General features: G+C 72.7%; 17 protein-coding genes. 10 read left to right on the forward strand and 7 right to left on the reverse strand.

All coding sequences use genetic code 11. The features are described 5' to 3' along the window. Positions 1 to 42 precede the first annotated feature (42 nt). The gene (locus PO879_RS12635; protein ID WP_278235232.1) at positions 43 to 297 is read right to left on the reverse strand and encodes a PqqD family protein; all 255 of its coding nucleotides are present in this window, start codon (positions 295 to 297) and stop codon (positions 43 to 45) included. A gap of 194 nt (positions 298 to 491) precedes the next feature. Here PO879_RS12635 and PO879_RS12640 point away from each other — a divergent pair, with 194 nt between their 5' ends. The 4 genes from PO879_RS12640 (at position 492) to PO879_RS12655 (ending at position 3250) form a co-directional block, all read left to right on the forward strand. After that, entirely contained in the window at positions 492 to 617 is a 126-nt protein-coding gene (locus PO879_RS12640; protein WP_278235233.1) for a lasso RiPP family leader peptide-containing protein, read from the forward strand. A gap of 67 nt (positions 618 to 684) precedes the next feature. Next, on the forward strand, positions 685 to 1836 hold the full coding sequence (locus tag PO879_RS12645; protein WP_278235234.1) for an asparagine synthase-related protein: 1152 nt from the start codon (positions 685 to 687) through the stop codon (positions 1834 to 1836). Further along, positions 1833 to 2273 (forward strand): lasso peptide biosynthesis B2 protein, encoded by a 441-nt coding sequence (locus PO879_RS12650; RefSeq protein ID WP_278235235.1) that lies wholly within the window; start codon positions 1833 to 1835, stop codon positions 2271 to 2273. The genes PO879_RS12645 and PO879_RS12650 overlap by 4 nt, the downstream gene beginning before the upstream one ends. Beyond that, positions 2270 to 3250, forward strand: a complete 981-nt coding sequence (locus tag PO879_RS12655; RefSeq protein ID WP_278235236.1) for a hypothetical protein — start codon at positions 2270 to 2272, stop codon at positions 3248 to 3250. The genes PO879_RS12650 and PO879_RS12655 overlap by 4 nt, the downstream gene beginning before the upstream one ends. Here PO879_RS12655 and PO879_RS12660 read toward each other — a convergent pair. From PO879_RS12660 to mfd, 3 genes are all read right to left on the reverse strand, one after another. After that, on the reverse strand, positions 3202 to 5058 hold the full coding sequence (locus tag PO879_RS12660; protein WP_278235237.1) for an ABC transporter ATP-binding protein: 1857 nt from the start codon (positions 5056 to 5058) through the stop codon (positions 3202 to 3204). The two genes, PO879_RS12655 and PO879_RS12660, sit on opposite strands and share 49 nt — an antisense overlap. Continuing rightward, positions 5055 to 6230: a nucleotidyltransferase family protein gene (locus tag PO879_RS12665; RefSeq protein ID WP_278235238.1), complete on the reverse strand. Its 1176-nt coding sequence runs from the start codon at positions 6228 to 6230 to the stop codon at positions 5055 to 5057. Before PO879_RS12665 ends, PO879_RS12660 begins: the two co-directional genes overlap by 4 nt. A gap of 91 nt (positions 6231 to 6321) precedes the next feature. Then, entirely contained in the window at positions 6322 to 9927 is a 3606-nt protein-coding gene (mfd, locus tag PO879_RS12670; RefSeq protein ID WP_278235239.1) for a transcription-repair coupling factor, read from the reverse strand. Positions 9928 to 10102: 175 nt separating this feature from the next. Here mfd and PO879_RS12675 point away from each other — a divergent pair, with 175 nt between their 5' ends. Beyond that, on the forward strand, positions 10103 to 10792 hold the full coding sequence (locus PO879_RS12675; protein ID WP_278235240.1) for a phosphatase PAP2 family protein: 690 nt from the start codon (positions 10103 to 10105) through the stop codon (positions 10790 to 10792). Here PO879_RS12675 and PO879_RS12680 read toward each other — a convergent pair. The 3 genes from PO879_RS12680 to PO879_RS12690 all read right to left on the reverse strand — a co-directional run bounded on the left by PO879_RS12680 (position 10760) and on the right by PO879_RS12690 (position 16345). Further along, a complete protein-coding gene (locus tag PO879_RS12680) occupies positions 10760 to 11881 on the reverse strand; it encodes a glycosyltransferase family 4 protein (protein WP_278235241.1) in 1122 nt (373 codons plus the stop codon). The genes PO879_RS12675 and PO879_RS12680 overlap by 33 nt on opposite strands. Further along, positions 11878 to 12948: a glycoside hydrolase family 99-like domain-containing protein gene (locus PO879_RS12685; protein ID WP_278235242.1), complete on the reverse strand. Its 1071-nt coding sequence runs from the start codon at positions 12946 to 12948 to the stop codon at positions 11878 to 11880. The genes PO879_RS12680 and PO879_RS12685 overlap by 4 nt, the downstream gene beginning before the upstream one ends. Before the next feature lie 148 nt (positions 12949 to 13096). After that, positions 13097 to 16345 (reverse strand): hypothetical protein, encoded by a 3249-nt coding sequence (locus tag PO879_RS12690; protein WP_278235243.1) that lies wholly within the window; start codon positions 16343 to 16345, stop codon positions 13097 to 13099. Between the two features lie 239 nt (positions 16346 to 16584). On the opposite strand from PO879_RS12690, the gene PO879_RS12695 reads away from it, so the two are divergent. The 5 genes from PO879_RS12695 to PO879_RS12715 are packed head-to-tail and all read left to right on the forward strand — an operon-like array spanning position 16585 to position 21436. Continuing rightward, positions 16585 to 17406 carry a hypothetical protein gene (locus tag PO879_RS12695; protein WP_278235244.1) on the forward strand — a complete coding sequence of 274 codons (822 nt, stop codon included), beginning with the start codon at positions 16585 to 16587 and terminating at the stop codon, positions 17404 to 17406. Then, on the forward strand, positions 17393 to 18409 hold the full coding sequence (locus PO879_RS12700; protein WP_278235245.1) for a glycosyltransferase family 2 protein: 1017 nt from the start codon (positions 17393 to 17395) through the stop codon (positions 18407 to 18409). The genes PO879_RS12695 and PO879_RS12700 overlap by 14 nt, the downstream gene beginning before the upstream one ends. Positions 18410 to 18469: 60 nt before the next feature. Beyond that, the gene (locus PO879_RS12705; protein WP_278235246.1) at positions 18470 to 19681 is read left to right on the forward strand and encodes an ABC transporter ATP-binding protein; all 1212 of its coding nucleotides are present in this window, start codon (positions 18470 to 18472) and stop codon (positions 19679 to 19681) included. A gap of 25 nt (positions 19682 to 19706) precedes the next feature. Beyond that, positions 19707 to 20513, forward strand: a complete 807-nt coding sequence (locus tag PO879_RS12710) for an ABC transporter permease (protein WP_278235247.1) — start codon at positions 19707 to 19709, stop codon at positions 20511 to 20513. Beyond that, positions 20513 to 21436: a glycosyltransferase gene (locus PO879_RS12715; RefSeq protein ID WP_278235248.1), complete on the forward strand. Its 924-nt coding sequence runs from the start codon at positions 20513 to 20515 to the stop codon at positions 21434 to 21436. The genes PO879_RS12710 and PO879_RS12715 overlap by 1 nt, the downstream gene beginning before the upstream one ends. The last annotated feature ends 17 nt before the right edge of the window (positions 21437 to 21453 follow it).

A 21453-nucleotide genomic window follows, 5' to 3' on the forward strand; every position in this document is an offset into this window, starting at 1 on the left:
TAGGACGCACGCCGCGCCCCGCTCGACCGACGAGCCGGTGGATTACTCGACCAGGAGACTCCGACGGCGGAGCTCGTCCACGAACGCGGCCGCGTCGTGCCGCGCCCGCTCTTCGTCGATGTCGAACTCCTCCACGAGCGCCGTCGCGAGCTCGCCGGTGTCGGCGCCGTCGACGAGCGCCTGCGCGAGCAGCGTCCCGGCACGGTTCGTCGTCAGGTAGGCCGACGAGGCGAGGTCGAGCAGGACGAGCTCACCGTCGATCTCTTGCCACGTGACGCCGTCGGTGCGAAGCCGCATGCCTCTCCCCCTCCTGGTGGTCCTCGGGCATCCAATCATCGACGCCGGCGGTCCACTGTGCAGAGCGGAGATTTCATCCCCACCGGACGCTCTTCACCCGGTCGCGGGGAGATTTCACCCCTGGGTCTCGCTGCGGGCGGGTCGGCCCGGTCGAATACTGAAACCGTCGCGCACCACAACGGAGAGGCACACCCATGTACGAGGCACCCAGCATCCGCGAGGTCGGCACGGTCGCCGGGCTCACCCTCGAGGGCCAGTTCGCCCTCGACTACGACGGCCACCTGTTCCGTGGCGACAAGGAAGACGGCGGCCTCTCCTGAGGCGTCGAAAGATCCGTCGGCGGCACCCGCGGTCCCCGTGGGTGCCGCCGACGCGTCGCACGACACCATGAGCCGTGACACCTACCGCCCGACCACCCACGAGATCGCGTGGGGGTGGCTGCCGGGCCTGGTCGACCCGCCGGCTCACCGACAGGCCACGGCGCGCCCGGTCGGGGCCCTGGCCCACGTCATCGCGCGCACGGCCGGCGAACGCCAGGTCTTCGTGGCGTTCTCGGGCGGCCGCGACTCCTCCGCGGTCCTGGCGGCAGCGACGCACGCCGCGCACCTGGCGGGCACGAGGGCCCCGATCCCCGTGACGTTCGTCTACCCGGGCGTCCCGGAGACCGACGAGTCGGCGTGGCAACGCTCGGTCGTCGATCACCTGGGCCTGCAGGAGTGGTGGCGGTTACCGATCACCGTCGAGCACGACCTGCTCGGACCCGTCGCGCAGGCGAGCCTCCGGCGCCACGGCCTGCTCTGGCCGGCCACGCTCCACACCCACGAGCCGCTCCTGGAGCGGTGCGCCGGCGGCGCGATCCTCACCGGCGAAGGCGGCGACGAGGTCTTCGGCGACCGCCGCCTGCGTCCCGTCCGCCGGACTGCCCGCCACCCCCTGGCCGCCGGCAGCCCGCGCCGCGCCGCACTGGCTGCCGTGTCGCCCGCGCGCAGCCGACGTCGGCACCTGCGGATGACGATCGCGATGCCCTGGCTGCGCCCCGCCGTCTACGACGACCTGGTCGAGCGTGTGTGCACGGACGACGTCGCAGAACCCTTGGCGTTCGGCGCCTCGCTCCGCTGGGTCGCGCGGCGACGGAGCGTCACCGAGTTCCGCCGGAACTACTCCGCGCTCGCGGCCGAGCACGAGGCCACCGTGTCACACCCGTTGCTCGACCCCGAGTTCCTCGACGCCCTCGCGCGGCACCACCCGACCGGCTTCTCCTCCCGCACCGAGGGGATGCGAGCCGTCTTTGCCGGCGCCCTGCCCGACGCCCTGCTCGCCCGGACGTCGAAGGCCACGTTCACCCACGCCTTCCTCGGCGAGGCGACCCGGGAGTTCGCCCGGAGGTGGGACGGGAGCGGCGTCCCGCACGACCTCGTCGACGCCGACGCGCTGCGGCGCGCCTGGCTGAGCGCCCGGGTCCCGGGGCCGACGAGCCTGCTGCTCCAGTCGGCGTGGCTCGCCGGCCAGGCGTGTCTCCCGGCCGAGGAGGCGGCATGAACCTCCGACGCACCGTCAGCGGCAGCGTGCTCGCGGCACGGTCGGCCGCCGTCTACGTCGTCGCCGAGACCGGGCTGCGGACGCTCGGCCTCCGTCGCACCTGCTTCGTCCTGGGTGTCCGGCTGAGTGGACCGTCGAGCACCGCGGCCCGGACCACGCTCGACACCAGCCGGCTCACCGGTCGCGAGCTGCGGGCGCTGCGTGTCGCACGCCGCGTCCTGCGGCTGCGCGCGGTGAACGGCACCTGCCTGCGCTCGGCGCTGGTCCTGGGCCGCACGCTGCGCGCCCGCGACCCCGAGATCGTGCTGGGAGTACGCCGGGTGGGCGACCGGATCGCTGCGCACGCCTGGTTGCGGGTCGACGGGGCCGACCTCGACCCGGAGGGCCTCGCCGACCGGTACCTCGAGCTCGGCCGACCGAGCGGGAACGCCGCATGACCTCGTCCGCCGCCCTGTACGGGCTCGCCGTGGACAGCGACGTCCCGATGCCGACGCGGTCCGGCCGCCTCACGACCGACGGGCACGTCCGCATCCGTCGTGGCGCCGACGTCCCCGCGACGACGGACGCACCGCCCGGTGACGTCCTGCTCCACCACGCGAGCCCCGACCGACCCTGGTACACCGCGACGCGCACCGGCGACGGCTACCACCTGCGGTTCTACGGAACCTGCGAGTTCGTGCTCGGCCACGACCTGGAGGACGTGGTCCTGCACGTGACCGACGGCGCGGATCCCGGCGTCGCGCACGTGCTCGCCTCCGGCGCTCTCCTTGCCTTCCAGCTCTACCTGCGCGGCCACGCCGTCCTGCACGCCAGCGCCGTCCAGGTCGGCGACGGTGTCGTCGGCTTCGTGGGGCGGTCCGGCATGGGCAAGAGCACGATGGCGGCGCTGCTCTGCGCCGAGGGCGGCGCCCTCGTCACCGACGACGTGCTCCGGATCGACCCGGCGGGAGACGACCACCTCGCCCGGCTCGGCGCCACCCAGCTCCGGCTCCGCAAGGGCGCCGACACGTTGGCACGACGGTTCGGCACCGGCTCGCCCGGACGAGGGCGCAGCGCCGACGACCGAGACCTCCTCGCCCCCGGACGGACCGCGAGGGACGACGTACCGGTCCGCGCTCTCGTCGTCCCGCTGCCCGAGCGCGACCGGGACGAGCTGGAGGTCGTCCCGGTGCGCGGCGCCGCCGCAGCGCTCCTCGTGCTCAGCTACCCCCGTCTCCTGGGCTGGCAGGACACCGTCGTCGCCGCCCGGCAGCTCGCCCGGGTGTCCGCGCTCGTGGCCCGCGTCCCGGTCGTCACCGCTCGCGTGCCGTGGGGCCCGCCCTTCCGCGACGACCTGGGAGCCGAGCTGATCGCGGCGCTGGGGTCTCAGGGGGTCGAGCTGGACCACTCGTCGGGGAAGTACGCGCCCGCCTGAAGGTCGAACAGCTCGGCGTAGAGCCCGCGGTGGGCCATGAGCTGCTCGTGGGTGCCGGACTCGACGACCCGGCCGGAGGACATGACATAGATCCGGTCGGCCCCCCGCACGGTCGCGAACCGGTGCGAGACGAACAGGGCGGACCGACCGTGCAAGGTCCGGCGGAGCGAGGAGAAGAGGTCGTGCTCGGCCCGCGGGTCCAGGGCCGCCGACGGCTCGTCGAGGATCACCAGGTCGGCGTCCCGGTAGAACGCCCGGGCGATGGCGAGCCGCTGCCACTGCCCGCCCGAGAGGTCGGCGCTGTCGTCGAACATCCGTGACAGGCGCGTCGCGTACCCGTGCGGCAGGCGTGCCAGCGCGCCGTCCACCCCGGCGGCACGAGCCGCGGCACGGACGTCGTCCCGCCCGAGCTCGTCGCGGCGGGCGTCCGCGCCGGCGTCGTCGAGCGCGATGTTCTCGGATGCGGAGAAGGCGTACCGGACGAAGTCCTGGAAGATCACGGCGATCCGGCTCCGCAGGTCGGCGTCGACCAGCGTGCCGTACGGTCGGTCCCCCCACATCGCGTGACCGGTGTCCGGGTCGTAGAGGCCGGCGAGGACCTTCGCCGCCGTGGTCTTGCCGGAGCCGTTCTCCCCCACGACGGCGACGACCTCACCGGGACCGACCGCGATCGACACGTCCGTCAGCGCGTCGGTCGTCGCCCCCGGATATCGGAAGGACACGTCCTGGATGCGCGCCCCGGCGAACGGGGGCGCATTGTCGCGGCGGTCCGGCGCGGTCGCCTCCTGCCGCGCGTGGTGGCGGAGGAACGACTGCAGGTCGTCGAGGTAGAGGCCGGACTCGTGGACCTGCTGGACACCGCCGACCAGTCCCTGGAACTGCCCCTGCAGGACCCGGATGCCGACGATCGCCGCACCGGCGTCCGCGATCCCGACCTCCCCGTTCGCGATGAGGACCACCAGCACGAGCAGCGTCCCGGCGAGCACGACGCCCGAGAGCACCTGGCCGAGGGTCGACAGCCGCAGGCGGCGCACGAGGTGCTTGCGCAGCGCCTCGAGGTAGGTGTCGTACAGGGTGCGGTACCGGTCGCGCAGCCAGGTGGACACCTGGAACGCGCGGATCTCCTTGGCCTCGTCGCGGTTCGTCTGCACGAAGTTGACGTACATGCGTTCGCGCTGGTTGGTGGTCTGCGCCACCGTGAAGCGGAACTCCAGCGCGCTCTCGCGCCGGCTGGTCAGGAGCACCGGCACGGCTCCGACGGCGAGCAGCGGCAGCAACCACGGGTACAGCGCGACGAGCGCGGCGCCGACACCGATCGACGACACGAGCGTCCCGATGACGGTGAAGAGACCCTGGGTGACCTGGAAAGGTCGGGTCGCGGCGCTCTGCCGGACCCGTTGGAGAGTCTCGAAGAACTCCGGCGACTCGAAGTTTCGCAGCGGCACCGTGGTCGCCACGTCCTGTACGCGTTCGTTCATCGACCGGGCGACGAGCTCGCCGAGCAGTCGTCGCACGCTGCCCTGCGCCACCCCGACGACGGAGCCCAGCGCCATGAGGACCGCGAGCGCCACGACGGACCACACCAGCGCCGTGGTCACACCGGCGTCGGGGAGATCGAGGATGCGCTCCAGCACCTGCGCCACGACGAGGACCTGCAGGCCGAGTGCGGCGGCGGCCAGGATCTGCAGGCCCACCATGGCGACGAACAGCCGCGGGCCGCAGGACCAGACGAGCCGGGTCGAGCGGCGCACGAGCTCGGCGACACGGCGCCCCGGGCGCTTCGACCGGGTCGGTCCGGTCCTGCTCATCGTCGGCCTCCGCTCACGGCCGTGGCGAAGTAGGCCTCGCGGGCCGCGACATCGGGCACGTCCTCCTGGAGCGGCCGGACCGCGTCCCGTCCGGCCCGGTGCCGCCATTCGATGAGTCGAGCCTGCACGTGCTTGGCGGCCAGCTGGCCCGCGCTCACGGCGGCGGACGGCCTCGCGGCCGCGTACACACCGCCGCCGAGCCGGGCGTCGCCGGGCAGCCCCGGGAACGGGTGCCTGGCGTCGCGGGAGCGGGCCAGCCGTCCCCAGGCGTTCGAGGCGACGCCGGCCAGCTCTTCGGAGCCGACGCCGTCGTGCCCGGCGACACGGTAGGCGCGGTCCAGGACCAGCGCGACCGGCACGGATGCGCGCGCCGCTCTGCTGCGCCGTGCGAGCTCGTCCCACGCGACGTCGGCCGTGACGTAGTAGGCGTCGGCGAGCCACATCAGCCGGTTCGCCCCCGCCTGTGCGGCGTGCACGGCGACGTGCAGCGCCTGGTCCTCGGCGTCGAGCATCGGGACGGAGATCCCGGACAGCTCGCGCCGTCGCCGCCGCGCCAGCATCGCGTCGACGTCGAGGGGGAAAGCACGGCGGACCGACGGCGCGACGGCCAGGTGCCAGTGCACGTCGACGTGCGTGCCGTGGCGGCCGACCATGGCCAGCTCGCCACGTCGGGAGGAGCGCAGGGCCGGCCAGTTCCGGTCGAGCAGCCGACCACCGACGTCCTCGACGATCCGGACCGCGTCACGGAACGCCGCCGGCTGGACGAGGAGGTCGAGGTCGAAGTACTCGCGCATGTCGGCGTGCGGCCAGACGACCGAGGCGAGGGTCGCCCCCTTGACCGCGGCCCACGCGATGCCCGCCCGGTCCAGGGCCGCGCCGATGCCCTTCAGGTCCTCCAGGGCCTGGAGGTGCCGGAGCAGCTGCCGCTCCCGTGCCGACCGGAGCGCCGGAGCCCATCCGTCGGGCAGCTCGTCCCAACCGCGCACGGCACGGGCGATCGCCGGCGTGACCCGGTGCAGCCGACCGGCCTCCCAGATCTCGCTCCCCGTCGCACGGTCGAGTGCGGCGGAGCGCTGCGCCGGACGGTCGAAGGCCGCATCGAGCAGCAGCCGTGCCACCGGGCGCAGAGACTGGGCCGGACCGGCCGCCGAGCGTCGTCTCGCAAGTGCCACGAGCCGAGCATGACGCGGCGGGGGCGGTCAGGACACCGCGCGGGCGGATTTCACCCGGGTGGTGGGCCGGGTTCGCGACGACCCCGAGCCGTCAGCGTGACGCGGTCCCGGCCGCCGCCGCGGCGGACACCTCCCCGAGCACGACGGCGTCGATCAGCTGGCGGGCCCAGTCCAGCAGCGCCGCACCGCGCAGCGGCTTGCCGCCGATGCGCGCCGTCGTCGGGAAGGGCACCAGAGCGGCGCGGATGCCGGGCTTGAGGACGGTGCCCGGGTAGAGCCGCTTGAGCCTCATCTGGGCCGACTCGGCGAGGTCCAGCGGCGCGAAACGGATGTACTTGCCCTGGGCGGTGACGTCCGTGAGCCCGGCGCGACGGGCGTGGTTGCGGAACTCGGCCACCCAGAACAGCGACTCGGTCGGCTCGGGCAGCGCCCCGTATCGGTCCGTCAGCTCGGCCCGCACCTCGGCCAGGGCCGCCGAGTCCTGGGCGGCGGCGATCTTCTTGTACGCCTCGAGGCGCAGCCGCTCGGTCGCGATGTAGGTCTCGGGCAGGTGCGCGTCCACCGGCAGCTCGATGGTGATCTCCGGCTCCTCGGCGTCCCCCTCGCCCTTGAAGGCCCGCACGGCCTCGCCGACCATGCGCACGTACAGGTCGAACCCGACGCCGGCGATGTGCCCGGACTGCTCGCCGCCGAGCAGGTTGCCGGCCCCGCGGATCTCCAGGTCCTTCATCGCGATCTGCATGCCGGCCCCGAGGTCGGTGTTCGCCGCCATGGTCGCCAGCCGGTCGTGCGCCGTCTCGGTCAGCGGGCGCTCCGGGGGGTACAGGAAGTAGGCGTAGGCGCGCTCGCGACCGCGACCCACGCGGCCGCGCAGCTGGTGGAGCTGGGAGAGCCCGAAGGTGTCGGCACGCTCCAGGACCAGGGTGTTGGCGTTGGAGATGTCCAGGCCGGTCTCGACGATCGTCGTGCACACGAGCACGTCGACCTCGCGCTCCCAGAAGGCGCGGATGATCTGGTCGAGCTGGTTCTCGCTCATCTTGCCGTGCGCGACGCCGACGCGGGCCTCCGGCACGAGCTCGCGGATCTTGGCCGCGGTGCGATCGATCGACTCGACCTTGTTGTGGATGTAGAAGACCTGGCCCTCGCGCAGGAGCTCGCGGCGCACGGCGGCGGCGATCTGCCGCTCCTCGTACGCCCCGACGTAGGTGAGCACCGGGTGGCGCTCCTCCGGGGGTGTGGCGAGCGTGGACATCTCCCGGATCCCGGTGACGGCCATCTCGAGGGTGCGCGGGATCGGCGTCGCCGACATCGCCAGCACGTCGACGTTGGTGCGCAGCTGCTTGAGCGTCTCCTTGTGCTCGACGCCGAACCGCTGCTCCTCGTCGACGATCACCAGGCCCAGGCTCTTGAAGGTGACCGAGCCGGTGAGGAGCCGGTGGGTGCCGATGACGATGTCGACGGACCCGTCCTTGAGCCCCTGGACCGTCTCCTCGGACTCCTTGGTGCTCTGGAACCGCGACAGCGCCCGCACGTTCACCGGGAAGCCCGCGTACCGCTCGGAGAAGGTGTCGAAGTGCTGCTGGACGAGCAGCGTCGTGGGCACCAGCACGGCGACCTGCTTGCCGTCCTGCACCGCCTTGAACGCCGCGCGGATCGCGATCTCCGTCTTGCCGTAGCCGACGTCGCCGCAGATCAGCCGGTCCATAGGGACGGTCTTCTCCATGTCGGCCTTGACCTCGTCGATCGTGACGAGCTGGTCCGGCGTCTCGACGTAGGCGAAGGCGTCCTCCAGCTCGCGCTGCCACGGCGTGTCCGGACCGAAGGCGTGCCCGGCGGTGGCCTGACGCGCGGAGTACAGCCGGATGAGCTCACTGGCGATCTCGCGGACGTGCTTGCGGGCGCGCGCCTTGGTGTTCTTCCAGTCGGCACCGCCCATCTTGTTCAGGCTCGGCGACTCGCCGCCGGTGTACTTCGTGACCTGGTCGAGCTGGTCCATCGGCACGAACAGCCGGTCGCCGGGGTGGCCGCGCTTGGACGAGGCGTACTCGATGACGAGGTACTCGCGGGTGGCGCGGTTCGCCCCGGCGCCGAGCGTGCGCTGCACCATCTCGACGAAGCGCCCCACACCGTGCTGCTCGTGGACGACGAAGTCGCCGGCCTGCAGCTGCAGGGGGTCGACGACGTTCCGCCGACGCGAGGGCATCTTGCGCATGTCGCGGGTCGAGGAACCCTGCCGACCGGTGAGGTCGGCCTCGCTGAACACCGCGAGCCGCAGCTCGGGGACCACGAAGCCCTTGCCGACCAGCGCCGGCACCACGTGCACGACGCCGCCCTCCGGCTCGGCCGCCAGGTCCGTGGACAGCCGGGCCGCGGTGTCGACGGCGCCGAGCTGCTCGACCATGCGCTTGGCCGGGCCAGGGCCCTCGGTGGTGAGCACGAGGCGCCACCCGGCCTTCTGCAGGCCCTGGACGTCGTCGAGCGCCCGGGCGACGTCGCCGCGGTAGGACTCGACGTCGCGGGCCGCGATCGTCACCGTGGTGCCGCCGTCGTCCGTGGTGACCGCCGGCGCCTCGTCGTCGGACGCCTCGGCCGCGTCGAGGGAGAACGCCGAGAGCGTCCACCAGCCGAGCCCGCGCCGCGCGGCGACCTCGCGGGTCTCGGCGAAGGTGGCGAACGACGCGGCGGACAGGTCGATCGGGGCGTCGGCACCCGCCACGGCCCCCGTCCACGCCGCGGCGAGGAACTCCTCGGTCGTGGCGACCAGGTCGTGGGCACGACGTCGGACCCGCTCGGGCTCGTCGAGGACCAGCAGCGCGTCGTCACGGACCAGGTCCAGCACCGGCACCATCCGGTCGACGAGCACCGGAGCGAGGGACTCCATGCCCTCGACGGCCACGCCGGCGGCGAGCTTGTCCAGCATGTCGGTGGCGCCGGGGAGCTGCTCGACGAGCCCGGCCGCGCGCTCCCGCACGGCGTCGGTGAGCAGGATCTCCCGGCACGGCGGCGCCCAGAGCCCGTGCTCGGCGATCTCCAGGGAGCGCTGGTCGGCCACGGCGAACCACCGGATCTCGCTGATCTCGTCGCCCCAGAACTCGATGCGCAGCGGGTGGTCCTCCGTCGGCGGGAAGACGTCGAGGATGCCGCCGCGCACCGCGAACTCGCCCCGGCGCTCCACCATGTCGACCCGCGTGTAGGCGGCGGCGACCAGGGCGTCGCCCACCGCGGTGAGGTCCGCCTCCTGCCCCGTGTGCAGCTCGACGGGCACCAGCTCGCCGAGCCCCTCCACGACGGGCTGCAGCAGCGCGCGGACCGGCATCACCAGCACGTCGACCGGACCGGTCGGCCCGGTCTCGTCCGGGTGCGCGAGCCGACGGAACACGGCGAGGCGCCGGGCCACGGTGTCGGCCCGGGGCGAGAGCCGCTCGTGCGGCAGCGTCTCCCAGGCGGGCAGCACCGCGACGCTGTCGGACCGCTCGTCCGGCAGGTAGGCACGCAGCGCCGCTGCCGTCTCGTCCGCGTCGCGGCCGGTCGCGGTGACCACGACCAGGGGGCGCTGCTCGGCCGCCGCGGCGAGCAGCGGGGCCCGGACACCCTTCGGCCCGACGACGTTGACCTCGCCACCGCTCCCGACGGCCTCGAGCGCGGCGGCGGCGCCGGGGTCGGCGAGGAGGGCGGGGACGATGCCGGTGAGATTCATGGAGATCCTTCGGGCGCACGGCGACGGGCCCACCTCGCCCCGGGACGGGGCGTGCGGGCTGACCGTCCTAGGTTACGCCGGGCCACGGACCGGGTCCCGCCGGGTTTCACCCTCCCGACACCGACCGCCGGGGCCCCGGGCCGGGGCATGATCGACCTACGAGGGACGGAGACCGATGTCACCGACGCGCACCACACCTCTCGACGAGGTCACGACCGAGCAGCTCCGCCTGGCCGGTCTGGCCCTGGTGAGCGCTGCGGCTTTCGTGGTCCTGTTTCTGGTCTCCGTCCACACCACCGGCGGACGCGGGATCGACGGCGACGTGCGGGCCTGGACCGTTCATGAGCTGGCCCCGCTGCAACCGTTCGGGGACGTCGTCCGCACGACCCTCCCCCTGGCGCTCGCGGCACTGGCGGCCGTGCTGGCCGTGATCGCTCTGGGTCGACGCCGCGTCGCGCCGGTCGTCGCTGCCGGGTCGGTCGTGGTCGTCTCGGTCCTCCTCGCGCGCCTCCTGCGCGACCACCTCCCGCGGCCGCCGGTCGGACAGGGCCTCAACGGGGAAGCGGTCGTCAACACCTTCCCGAGCGGCCATGTCGCCGCAGCCGCGAGCCTGCTGGTCGCGGTCCTCGTCCTCTGGCCCCGTCGCCGCGTGCCACGGACCGTCCGGATTCTCGCGGCGATCATCCTGCTCGCCTCGGCCTTCGGCTCCGTGGTGACCCACGCCCACCGACCAGGCGATGTCCTCGGTTCCCTGCTGCTCGTCGGTGCCGTCGCCGCCGGGGTGCTCCTGGTCGTCCGTGGGTTGGCCCCGGCGTCCGTCGGCGCGGTCGGATCAGCGCGTTCGCCCCGCCGTCGTCGAGCGTGACGAAGAACGGCGGGTGCGGCGGTAGAGGTCCTCGTAGGTGTCGACGACGTGGGAGAGCGAGAACTCCTGCGCCCGGACGGCTCCCGCGCTCGCGAGCACCGCCCGACGGCCACCGTCGGTCAGGAGATCGGTGAGCGCCGGCCCGACGTCGTCGAGCGGTGTCAGCAGAGCCGCACGGCCCTCGTCGCTGACATACCGCGCACCGACGTTCGGCGTGGCGACCACCGGGAGCCCGCTCGCCATCGCTTCCACGTACGGGAGGCCGAACCCCTCGTAGTCGGACGGCAGGCAGAAGACCCACGCCCGCCGGTAGGCCTCGGCGAGCTCGTCGTCGTCGACCGCGCCGAGCACCCGGATCCCCGGTCCGGCGTCGTCGGGGACGTCACGGGAGACCATCCACAGCTCGGCGTCAGGGTGTCGCGGGCGGACGTGCTCCACGAACTGGCGGGCGAGCTCGGCGCCGTTCTTGCGCCCGCGCCACGTCCCGACGAACAGCACGACGGGGTACGGGGAGCGCTCGTCCGGGGCCGGCCGGAAGCGGTGCAGGTCGACACCGTTGGGCACGACGTCGTGCACCCAGGGGTACCAGCGCCGCGTGCCCGGTGAGACGACCACGGTGTGGTCGGCCACGACGCTGGCCAGCACCTCCGAGAGCCCCAGCAGCACCATCCGGGTGCGCTCCTTGAGACCGCGGATGCGGCGGGCCTCCTCGAAGCAGGACCCGTGCAGGGTCCGCACGTGCCGGTCGGTCCGGTGCCGCCACATCCAGTAGTCGTCGCCGTGGGCGTGCACGACGGCGTACCCCGACAGGTCCAGGCGACGCACCGCCGTCGCGAACCGGAACGTGCGCAGGGAGCCGTTCAGCTCGACGTGCCGGTGCCCGTAGGTCGCGCCTGCCACGGGTGGGCACTCGCTGATCACGTCCACGTGGTGGCCCCGGCGCACGAGCTCGGTGGCGAGCTCGTGCACCTGATAGCCGACACCCTGCTTGCTGGCGCTCGGCAGGTAGTAGGAGATCATCGCGATGCGCAGCGGGCGGCTCGGCACCCGGTCCCGGGTCGGCGCCGTCGTCGGTGGTGTCGAGGTCATCCGTCCTCCCGCAGCCCGTCGCGCAGAGCCTCCAGCCAACCGTGCCCGAACCGGAGGTCCGGTTCGAGGTGGTTGCCCTCGGCCCACTCGTTCCACGACTTGACCCACAGCAGACGTTCGTCGGCCGGCCGGTGGGCGATCGACGCCGCGGCCTGGCGCACGTTCTCGCGGAACCCGTCCGGCGTCGCGCCGTGCAGCACCACGCCTCGGCGTCCCGAACGCGGGGTGTTGTCCCAGTTCGGGTACACGCACGGCTGCACGAGGTCTCCGGTGCGGTTCTGCTCCGCCCAGGACGTCGAGTACGGGTGGATCTCCGGGCCACCGGCGAGCTTGCGGTACGCCCGCATACGCAGCATGTCGAGCCGCGACCGGCCTGCCGGCATCCGCATGTACACCCCGGCGTCGAAGCCGTCCTCCTTGACGCGGTCGTAGCGCACGCCACCACCGTCGATGTCGCTCATCTCGGCGACCAGGTAGAGGCCCTCCAGACCGGCACGACGGGCCAGTGACTGCCACAGGTCCACGAAGCGCCCGGCGTCGGGCAGCTCCTCGGGGCGGAAGAGGTAGAACACGGGACGTCCCCCCACGCGCAGGTAGCGCGGATCACGGAACGCGGGCAGCACGGCCTCGAAGTGGGCCACGTGGTCCTCGTCGCCCGGGTACTCCTGACGCATCAGCACCCGGCCCGGGTCGCCGTGCCAGATGCCGCTCCACGTCTGGTTGGCCCACGCCAGGCAGAACGGCAGGCCCGGACGACCCGAGTCGAGCACCTCGGCGAAGGGGCGCTCGAGGATGCGTCGCCCGTTGCCGAACCAGTAGTGCCAGTAGGCGAAGGCCTCGACGCCATACTGCTGGGCGAGATCGGCCTGCGCGGCCCTGGCCTCGGGGAGGCGCAGGTCGTAGAACCCGAGGTCGGCCGGGAGGTGGGGCTGCACGTGCCCGGGGTAGAGACGCCGCGCCCGGGCGACGTTGGTCCACTCGGTGAAGCCGGGTCCCCACCACTCGTCGTTCTCGGGGACGGGATGGAATTGGGGCAGGTAGAACGCCACAGCGCGGGTCGTCGTCATGGCGTCCTCCTCGTGCAGCCGGGCCATCCCCAGTCTCGGCCCCGGTCGGGGACCGCTCAACGTCCCGGGCGTCTTTTCACCCCGGTCACCCACGTCCCGCAGCCAAGTTCACCCCCGCGGCCTCGGAGAACGCCGACGTCGTCCTGTCTCAGGACGGGGACCACGCCTGCACGGCGCTGACGGCGACGAGCCAGTCGCTCTCGGTGGCCAGCCCCATGGAGACCGGCGGCGGCCCGCCGAGCACGCCGGTGTAGTTGACGTCGAGCACCCGGGTGCCACGCACCTGCGTCCACGGCACGGTCACCCGCACGGCGTCGATCTCCACCGGCTCGGTGCGCAGCAACGCCACGCGGTCCCACAGCTGATCCGTCCGCACGGCGATCTCGCGCCACTCCCCGGCGGGCGTCCGGACCTCGACGGTGTAGTGGCGCAGGCCAGCGGTGCAGCAGCGGATCCCGGCGGTCGCGACCGCGAGGCGGTCGACCTCCACGGGCACCTCGAGCTCGACCGTCACCGACGGGGCGGGGTCCACCGACCCGTCCTCGAGCCGACCGGAGCGCCACGGGTCGCGGACGGCGAACGTGCCCGACGTGATCGTTGCCGGGTCCCCGGCGTCCGGATGGGTGGACGACGCCGTCACGGACGCCCCGGCCAGCACGTCCTCGCCGAACGGCTCGACGGCCCGCACCGAGAGCCCCTCCCCGGCGGGCGTGCGCAACGCCACCGGGCTGCCGGTCACCAGCACCTCAGTGCCGCCCGCCCCGAGGTTCAGCGATGACTCGGCACCGTAGACGTCGCGGCGCACGACCTCGACGTCGTCACCGCCGGGGTCGACGAGGACCGGCGTGCTCAGTCCCTCCGACCACAGCACCAGGAGCGACGACCCGTCGTCCGCGGCCGCCCGCACGGCGTGCACCCCGGGAACGCCCGTGGAGACCGTCGTCGCGTCGTCGTACCGGTCCAGCAGCGGCGCGGTGGCCGCCATCGCCGCTCCCGCCGGCTTGACGTAACCGTCGTACTGCACGAGCGACCACGAGACACCGTTCTCACCGAAGCCGCCCTCGCTGAAGAAGTAGGTCCACTCGGCGACGTCCTCGGTCGCGTACCACCACAGCTTGCGGGCCACGTCCCACCCGGACGCCCAGAAGTTCACGACGCCGTCCGACCACCACCCGGACTCGGTGTCCCACCAGGGCAGACCGTCGCAGTCGGCGAGGATCTCACGCAGCGCGTCCATCTCGGCACCGTCGCGGGAGAACCCCTCCTCCTCCCACGAGCGGTTGTACCCGGTGTAGGGGTGGATCCCGACGGCGTCCATCGACGCGCAGCCGCCCGCGTCCACCAGGGAGCGCCACCAGTCCAGGGCGAACCCGAGGGTGTTGCCCCCGACGACGACGGCGTCCGGGTCGGCGGCGCGCACGGCTCGCGCGAACGGCGCACCCACCTCTCGCTCGTAGCGGGGCGCGTCGTCGTATCCGGTGTTGTTCGGCTCGTTCCACGGCTCCCAGGCCGAGATGCCGGGTGCCTGCTCGCGCAGCTCGGCGACGATCACCCGCACCCAGCCCTCCCAGGTGCCGGCCTCGGCGGCCGAGGTCTCCGCCTCGCCTCCCTGCCCGACCTGGACCGCGAGTCGCACGCCGGTGCGGGACGCCAGCCGGGCAGCAGCCGTGAGGTCGGCGAAGGGATCCGTGATCTCCCCGTCGACGGCGTGCCGCTCCGCACCGGGCAGGGAGTCCCAGACGATCGCGGCCGGGTCCGGGGGCCCTGCCGGGTCCGGGACCAGCGCACCGAAGTCGAGCTGCACCCGGTGGGAACCCACACCGAGCTGGTCGGCGAGCTGCACACCACGCAACGGCGCCGCCCCGCCCCAGTCGGCTCCCTCGGCGAGGGCCGACGGGTCGAGCGCGCTGCCCGGCGGGGTGACCGTGTACCGCAGGCACGTCCCCGACACGGGGACGTCGTCCCCGTCGAGCAGGGCGGCGTCCACCTCGTACACACCGGGTCGCGGGCTCGGGAGCTCCAGGTCGACCGAGCCACCCTGGGCGGGGAGGCCGACCACCCGGACGTCCCCGACGACCGGGTCCGGCACCCGCGGGTCCCCGCGCACCTGGTAGCGCAGCCGGTACCGGTCGGCGTGCGCGCCCCAGGCAGGGTCGAACTCCGCGGTCACCCGTGGCGTCTCGTCCGCGGCGAACACCCCGTAGGGCCGGTCGACGAGCAGCCCGGCACCCAGACCGAGGACGGCCACGAGGGACTCGTCGGCCGCGTCGACCTGGATCGGCTCGCGCAGCCCTGACGACATCCGCGCGGAGCCGATCTGCGTGAGCTCGACGGTGGCGTCGGGGCCGTCGGTGAGCAGGTAGTAGTCCTCCCCGTCGCGCAGCACCGGCGTGCGGTCCCACAGGGAGAACGGCTGGGCGAGATCGAAGCCGACGTCGGGCCAGACCCCCCGCCGGACGCCGTCGGAGCCGTACCAACGCAGTCCCGTGCCCGGCTCGGCCAGCAGCAGCCCTCCCTCCGGTGCGGTCGCGGCGCCGGTCGCGTCGGTCCACGGCAGGTCCGGCAGACCGATCGGCCCGTCCCGCTCGGCGGGCGCTCCGAGACGTGCCTGCACCGCACCGTCCGCGCCGGTGACGGTGAGCGTCGGCCCGTCGTCCTCGCCGCCGTAAGCCACCGCGCCCTCGTCCAGGGCGCCCAGGACCCGGCCGTCCACGGCCAGCGGGTCCAGGGTCTCGCCGTCGCCGGTGACGCGGTGCATGACGGCGCCGGCGTCGTTGACCCCGACGACCGGTCCGCGTTCCTCGATGTCCCAGACCACCGTGCCGGACAGGTCGAGCACCGCACCGGTGGTCTGCGGGCCGGTGGGGAGCTCGACGCGCCACTGCTCGGTGCCGTCGGGGGCGATCTTCAGCAGGTCGCGACGGCCCATGAGCGTGTCCAGGAGGTACACGTTCCCGTCGTCGTCGACCTCGAAGGAGTCGAGGCCGAACAGCTCGTAGGTGGGGTCCCACTCCAGGGTCACGGAGGTCTCGCCCTGGGCGCTGCCGTCGGCGAGGTCGAAGCGGGCCACCGTGTAGGTGGCCTCGTCCCGCGACATCACGAACGCGGTGCCGTCGCGCACCCGGGCCGTGGCGAGCTCACCGGGCTCCGGGAGCACGTCCTCCACGACGGTGCGCACACCCGGCAGCGACGACCCGTCGACACCGTCCGCGACCACCGGCGCGAGGTCCGGTATCCCGCACACGGGCACGTCCTCGGTCAGCACCGCGGCGGTGGGCGCCTGCGACGGCACCTCGGACGCGGGGCCGCCGCCGGGAGGACGACCGACCAGTAGCGCCCCGACGACGAGCACGGCCACCAGCACGGACACCGCCACCACCGCCGCGCGTCGTGTCATCACGCCTCCTCGGTCCGGCCCGATGTCCCCACGCTAGGCACCCGCCCGGCGGTACGACGAGGTCAGGCGCAGAGTTCACCCGGACGGGATCCGGGGCGGCTTCACCCACACTTCACCCCGCCGGAGATGGCGAAGTGCTGTCGTACCCGAGGGCCGAACAGCGATGATGAACCCGGGTGCCGACCAGCCGCGGCGCCGTGGACGCGAGAGGAGGCCAGGGCACGATGGACCCTCGTCGCGTGGGCGCGTACGTCCTTCCCGGGGATCCCACCTGGCTCGATCGCACGCTGTCGGTGTACTACCCGCTGCTCGACGAGCTCGTGGTCCCGCTGCCGCACGACGGACGAGGCTGGACGGGCCGGCCGTTGCCCGTCCAGGAGTGCCTCGACATCGTGCGGACCGTCGACACCCGCGGCATCGCACAGGTGGTCCCGGGGAGCTGGGTCGATCCGCGTGACCCGCTCGGTGCCGAGACGCGGCAGCGACAGGCCGCCGTCGACGCCCTCGCCGGGACGGACTGGGTCGTCCAGCTCGACGGTGACGAGCTGCTTCCCGCACCAGGGCTCCTGGTTCACGCGATGGACCGCGCCGATGCCCTCGGCGTCGACGCCGTCGAGCTGCCGATGCGCGTGATCTTCCGCCGGACCCGGCGTGCACGGTACGAGGTGGTGCAGCCGGGCGGCGCGCCGCACCTCGAGTACCCCGGTCCGGTCCTGGTGCGCCCCCTGGCGCGGCTCACCTCCACGCGCCGGACGGACGGACCGTTCCTCCGCCTCGTCGTCCCCGGCGACACGTCGCTGCAGTCCGCCCGCGCACCGGAGGACGGCGAGGTCAGGGAGAGTCTGCCGGACGAGTTCGACTCCCTGGTGCACAACTCCTGGGGCCGGACGCCGGCGGAGATCCTCGCGAAGATCCGCTCGTGGGGCCACGCGAACGACATCCACCGCTACCGGTTCTACGGCGCGGTATGGCTCCCGGCCCCCGTCACCTGGCGCCTGCTGCGGGACTTCCACCCGCTGGCGGGCGAGCTGTGGCCTCGCCTGCGACGTGTGGCCGACTGACGTGTCGCCGACCTGCCGCAGCCTCGTCGTGGTGCTGTCGTTCCACGGTGCCGACGACACGCTCGCGTGCGTCCGCTCGATCATGGAGGGCTCCTCCGGGCACGACGTGCTCGTCGTGGACAACGGGTCGTTCGACGGCGTGCTCGAGACGGTGGCGGCCGCCTGGCCCCACGTGGCGACGATGCAGACGGGCAGGAACCGGGGGTTCTCCGGGGGGATGAACGCCGGTCTCGCCCGCGGTCTGCGCGACGGATACGACGTGGTCACCGTGCTGAACAACGACACGGTGGTCGACCCCGGTGCGCTCGACGAGCTCCTCCGGACCACGGCGGGGAGCCGCGTGGCCGCCAGTCCGCGCGTGCTCTACCGCGACGCCCCGGAACGTGCCTGGTTCGCCGGCGGTCTCCTGGACCCGGACGACGGACTGCCGCGGCACATGACACCTGCGGAGGCCGCCGCGGCAGGCGCCGAGGAGGGCGGCGAACCGTACGCCGTCGACATCCTGGCCGGGTGCAGCGTGACGGCGTCCGCCGCGACCTGGCGGCTCGTCGGCCCCTTCGACGACCGCTACTTCCTCAACTTCGAGGACTCGGACTGGAGCATGCGGGCGCGCTCGCTGGGGGTCGCGCTCCAGGTCGCGCCCCGAGCGGTGGTCCGCCACGGGGTCTCGCGGTCGTTCACCGGCGCCTACGCCTATCTCGGGACCTACTACTACCTGCGCAACCTGCTGCTCTTCGCCGCGACCTGGCTGCCCGCCCGGCAGCGACGACGGCTGCTGCGGACCCGCGTGCTGCCCGCCCCCGTCCGCGACGCGAGGGAACACGGGTCACGCGCGGGGATCCGCACCGGACGACTCCTGGCGGACGTGGCGATCGCGAGGCTCCTGGGCCGCTACGGCAAGGCGCCCGACCGCATCGAACGCCGGGCGCAACGATGGTCACGCCGCGACCTGCCGGTGGTGGCCGGGGAACCGACCGGTTTCACCCCCGATGGCCGCGCATGAGCAGAGATTCACCCGTTGCCGCCGTTCCGGATGACCACCCCTGGTGCCTACGGTGCAGAGGTGAGTCCCGAGCCCGAGTCGGCGATCCAGGCGCGCGGCCTGGGCAAGTCGTACCGCATCGCGACCTCCGGGCGCGCCCACGACCGCCTGTCGGAGGCCGTCGTCGAGCGCTTCAAGGCGCCCCTGCGGCGACGGGAGTTCGAGACCTTCGACGCCCTGTCCGACGTCTCCTTCGACCTTCCGTGGGGTGAGGCCGTGGGGATCGTCGGACACAACGGTGCCGGCAAGAGCACGTTGCTCAAGATCCTCACCCGGATCACGGCGCCGAGCCAGGGGCGGGTCGAGCTCGGCGGACGCGTGGGCAGCCTCCTCGAGGTCGGCACCGGCTTCCACCCGGAGCTCACGGGGCGCGAGAACATCTACCTGAACGGCTCGCTGCTCGGCATGGGTCGACGCGAGATCCGGCGCCGCTTCGACGACATCGTGCGCTTCTCCGGTATCGAGAGGTTCCTCGAGACACCCGTCAAGCGCTACTCGTCCGGGATGTACGTCCGGCTCGCGTTCTCCGTGGCGGCCCACCTGGAGACGGAGATCCTCGCCATCGACGAGGTCCTCGCCGTCGGGGACGCGGAGTTCCAGCGCAAGTCGCTGGACAAGATGCGCGACGTCGCCAAGGACGGTCGCACCGTGCTGTACGTGAGTCACCAGCTGCAGACCGTCACCTCGCTGTGCACCTCGGCGATGTTCCTGGACCGCGGTGAGCTCAGGCTGCACGGCACGGTGGACGACGTCATGGAGGCCTACCGGGAGAGCTTCGAGGGACACCGGGTGCGACAGCGGGACGCCGAGCGACGCCCGGGCAACGGGCAGATCCGACTGCGGGACGTCAGCACGCCGGAGATCCGTGAGCCCGTGGGCGACACGGTCGTCAGCTTCGAGGTCGGCGCCAACCCGGAGATCGTCGGCAAGTACTTCGTCACGTGCAACATCCGGGACCACCAGGGGCTGATCGTGGCGCAGTGCGACTCTCGCCTCGTCAGCCTCTGGCTCGACCCGTCCGAACCGCACCGGGGCGAGCTGCGGATCAAGGACCTGTGGCTGCGACCAGGACCGTACACGGTCGACATGTTCCTGTGCCAGGCCGGCGTCTTCGACGCGTGGAGTGCTGCCGCGGCGTTCGAGGTCCTGCCCCATCTGCCCTACCCCGAGATCGTGATCGAGGACGGCATCTTCGGTGCCGTCCTGTGCGACTTCGACTACGAAGCCTGGTGACGCCGGAATGCCTTCTCCCAGGACAGTGATCACTCCACCCGGGCGCCTCAACCTGCCCCATTGGCGCGAGCTGTGGGAAGCGCGCGAGATCCTCTACCGCTTCGGTGTCCGGGACGTCGTGCTGCGCTACCGCCAGACGGCCGTCGGCGTGACCTGGGTCGTGCTGCAGCCGCTGGTCACGGCGGGCATCTTCGCCGTCGTGTTCGGACGTGTCGCCGGCCTCCCCACGGGGGGCGTGCCGTACTTCCTGTTCGCTTTCGCCGGCACCATCGCATGGACCGTGTTCTCCGGCATCTTGACACGGGCCGCACCCTCGCTGGTGGCGAACCAGGCGCTCGTGTCCAAGGTGTTCTTCCCTCGCGTCGTCGTCCCGCTCTCGACGACGCTGTCCGTACTCCTCGACTTCGTCGTCTCCCTCCTTCTCTTCGCCGTGCTGCTCGTGGTGAACGGTGTGAATCCCGGCTGGGCGGCACTCCTGGTGCCGGTATGGACGCTCTGCGCCCTGGCGCTCGGCTCGGGTGCGGGCCTGGCCGCCTCCGCCGTCATGGTGAAGTACCGCGACGTCCAGTACGTGATGCCCTGGCTCGTGCAGGTGCTGATGTACGCCACCCCGGTGGCCTACTCGCTGGACGCGGTTCCGGCCGGCCTGGAATGGTGGTTCGAGGCGAACCCGCTGACCTGGCTCATGGAGTGCTTCCGATGGTCCCTGCTCGGCACGTCCGCTCCGCCGGCATGGCAGGTGGTCGCTCTGGTCGTTGCGTCCGTGGTGGCCCTGGCAGGCGGTCTGCTCGTGTTCCAGCAGCGTGAGCGCGAGTTCGCGGACGTGATCTGATGGGCGATCCACGGGTCACGGTGGTGATGTCGACCAACCGCGTCTCGCCCTACCTCCCTGAGGCGCTGCAGAGCGTCAAGGACCAGTCGTTCGCCGACTGGGAGCTGATCATCCTGGACAACGGCTCGCCCGACCCCGCCGGCGTGCGGGACGCCGCGGCCGCCGTGCCGGGCGCCACGGTGGTCCAGGAGTCGGGCCACGGGGTCTCGATCCCGCTCAACCACGGCGCAGCGCTCGCCCGTGGAGAGTTCGTCACGTTCTTGGACGACGACGACGTCTGGCTACCGGACCGTCTCACGAGACTGGTCGCCGCCCTCGACGGCGACCCGACAGCGGGCGCAGCCTACTCGTCCATCGATGCCATCGACGAGCACGGGCAACGGCACGGTCCCCACTTCGTGGCGAACGGGGAGACGCACCGGGAGCTGCTGTCCGGACGCACTCCCTTCCCCAACCTCGTCGGGTTCCTCTACCGTCGGGTGGAGTTCCTGCGCGTCGGCGGTTTCAACCCTGCTCTTCACTACGCCGAGGACACGGACCTGACGTTCCGCCTGCTCCAGTACTCGAACGTGGTGGGTCTGCCAGAGGTGCTGACGTTGTACCGGCGCCACCAGACCAACACCACCCACGGTGATCCCACCGTCGTGCACGACTGGGCTCGGCGCATGATCGGCATGCAGCTGTGGGGGGCGGAGCAGCACCCGGACCCGGACGTGCTCACCGACGTCCGCGCCAACCTGGCGGCCCTCGACGCGCGCGACGCCGCGGACTCGGTCGGGGAAGGACTCTACAGACTGCGGCACGGACGCATATCGGGTGCCACCCGAATCCTCGCCCGCGCGGTGCGCCTCGACGCGCGGGCTTCGGCGCATGAGGCCGTCCGTCGCGTACGGAACCGCACCCGACGGACGAGCGAGGGTTGACACCGGCCGATCGTCGC

Source organism: Isoptericola sp. AK164, assembly GCF_029643425.1.
GTDB classification, from domain to species: domain Bacteria; phylum Actinomycetota; class Actinomycetes; order Actinomycetales; family Cellulomonadaceae; genus Isoptericola; species Isoptericola haloaureus.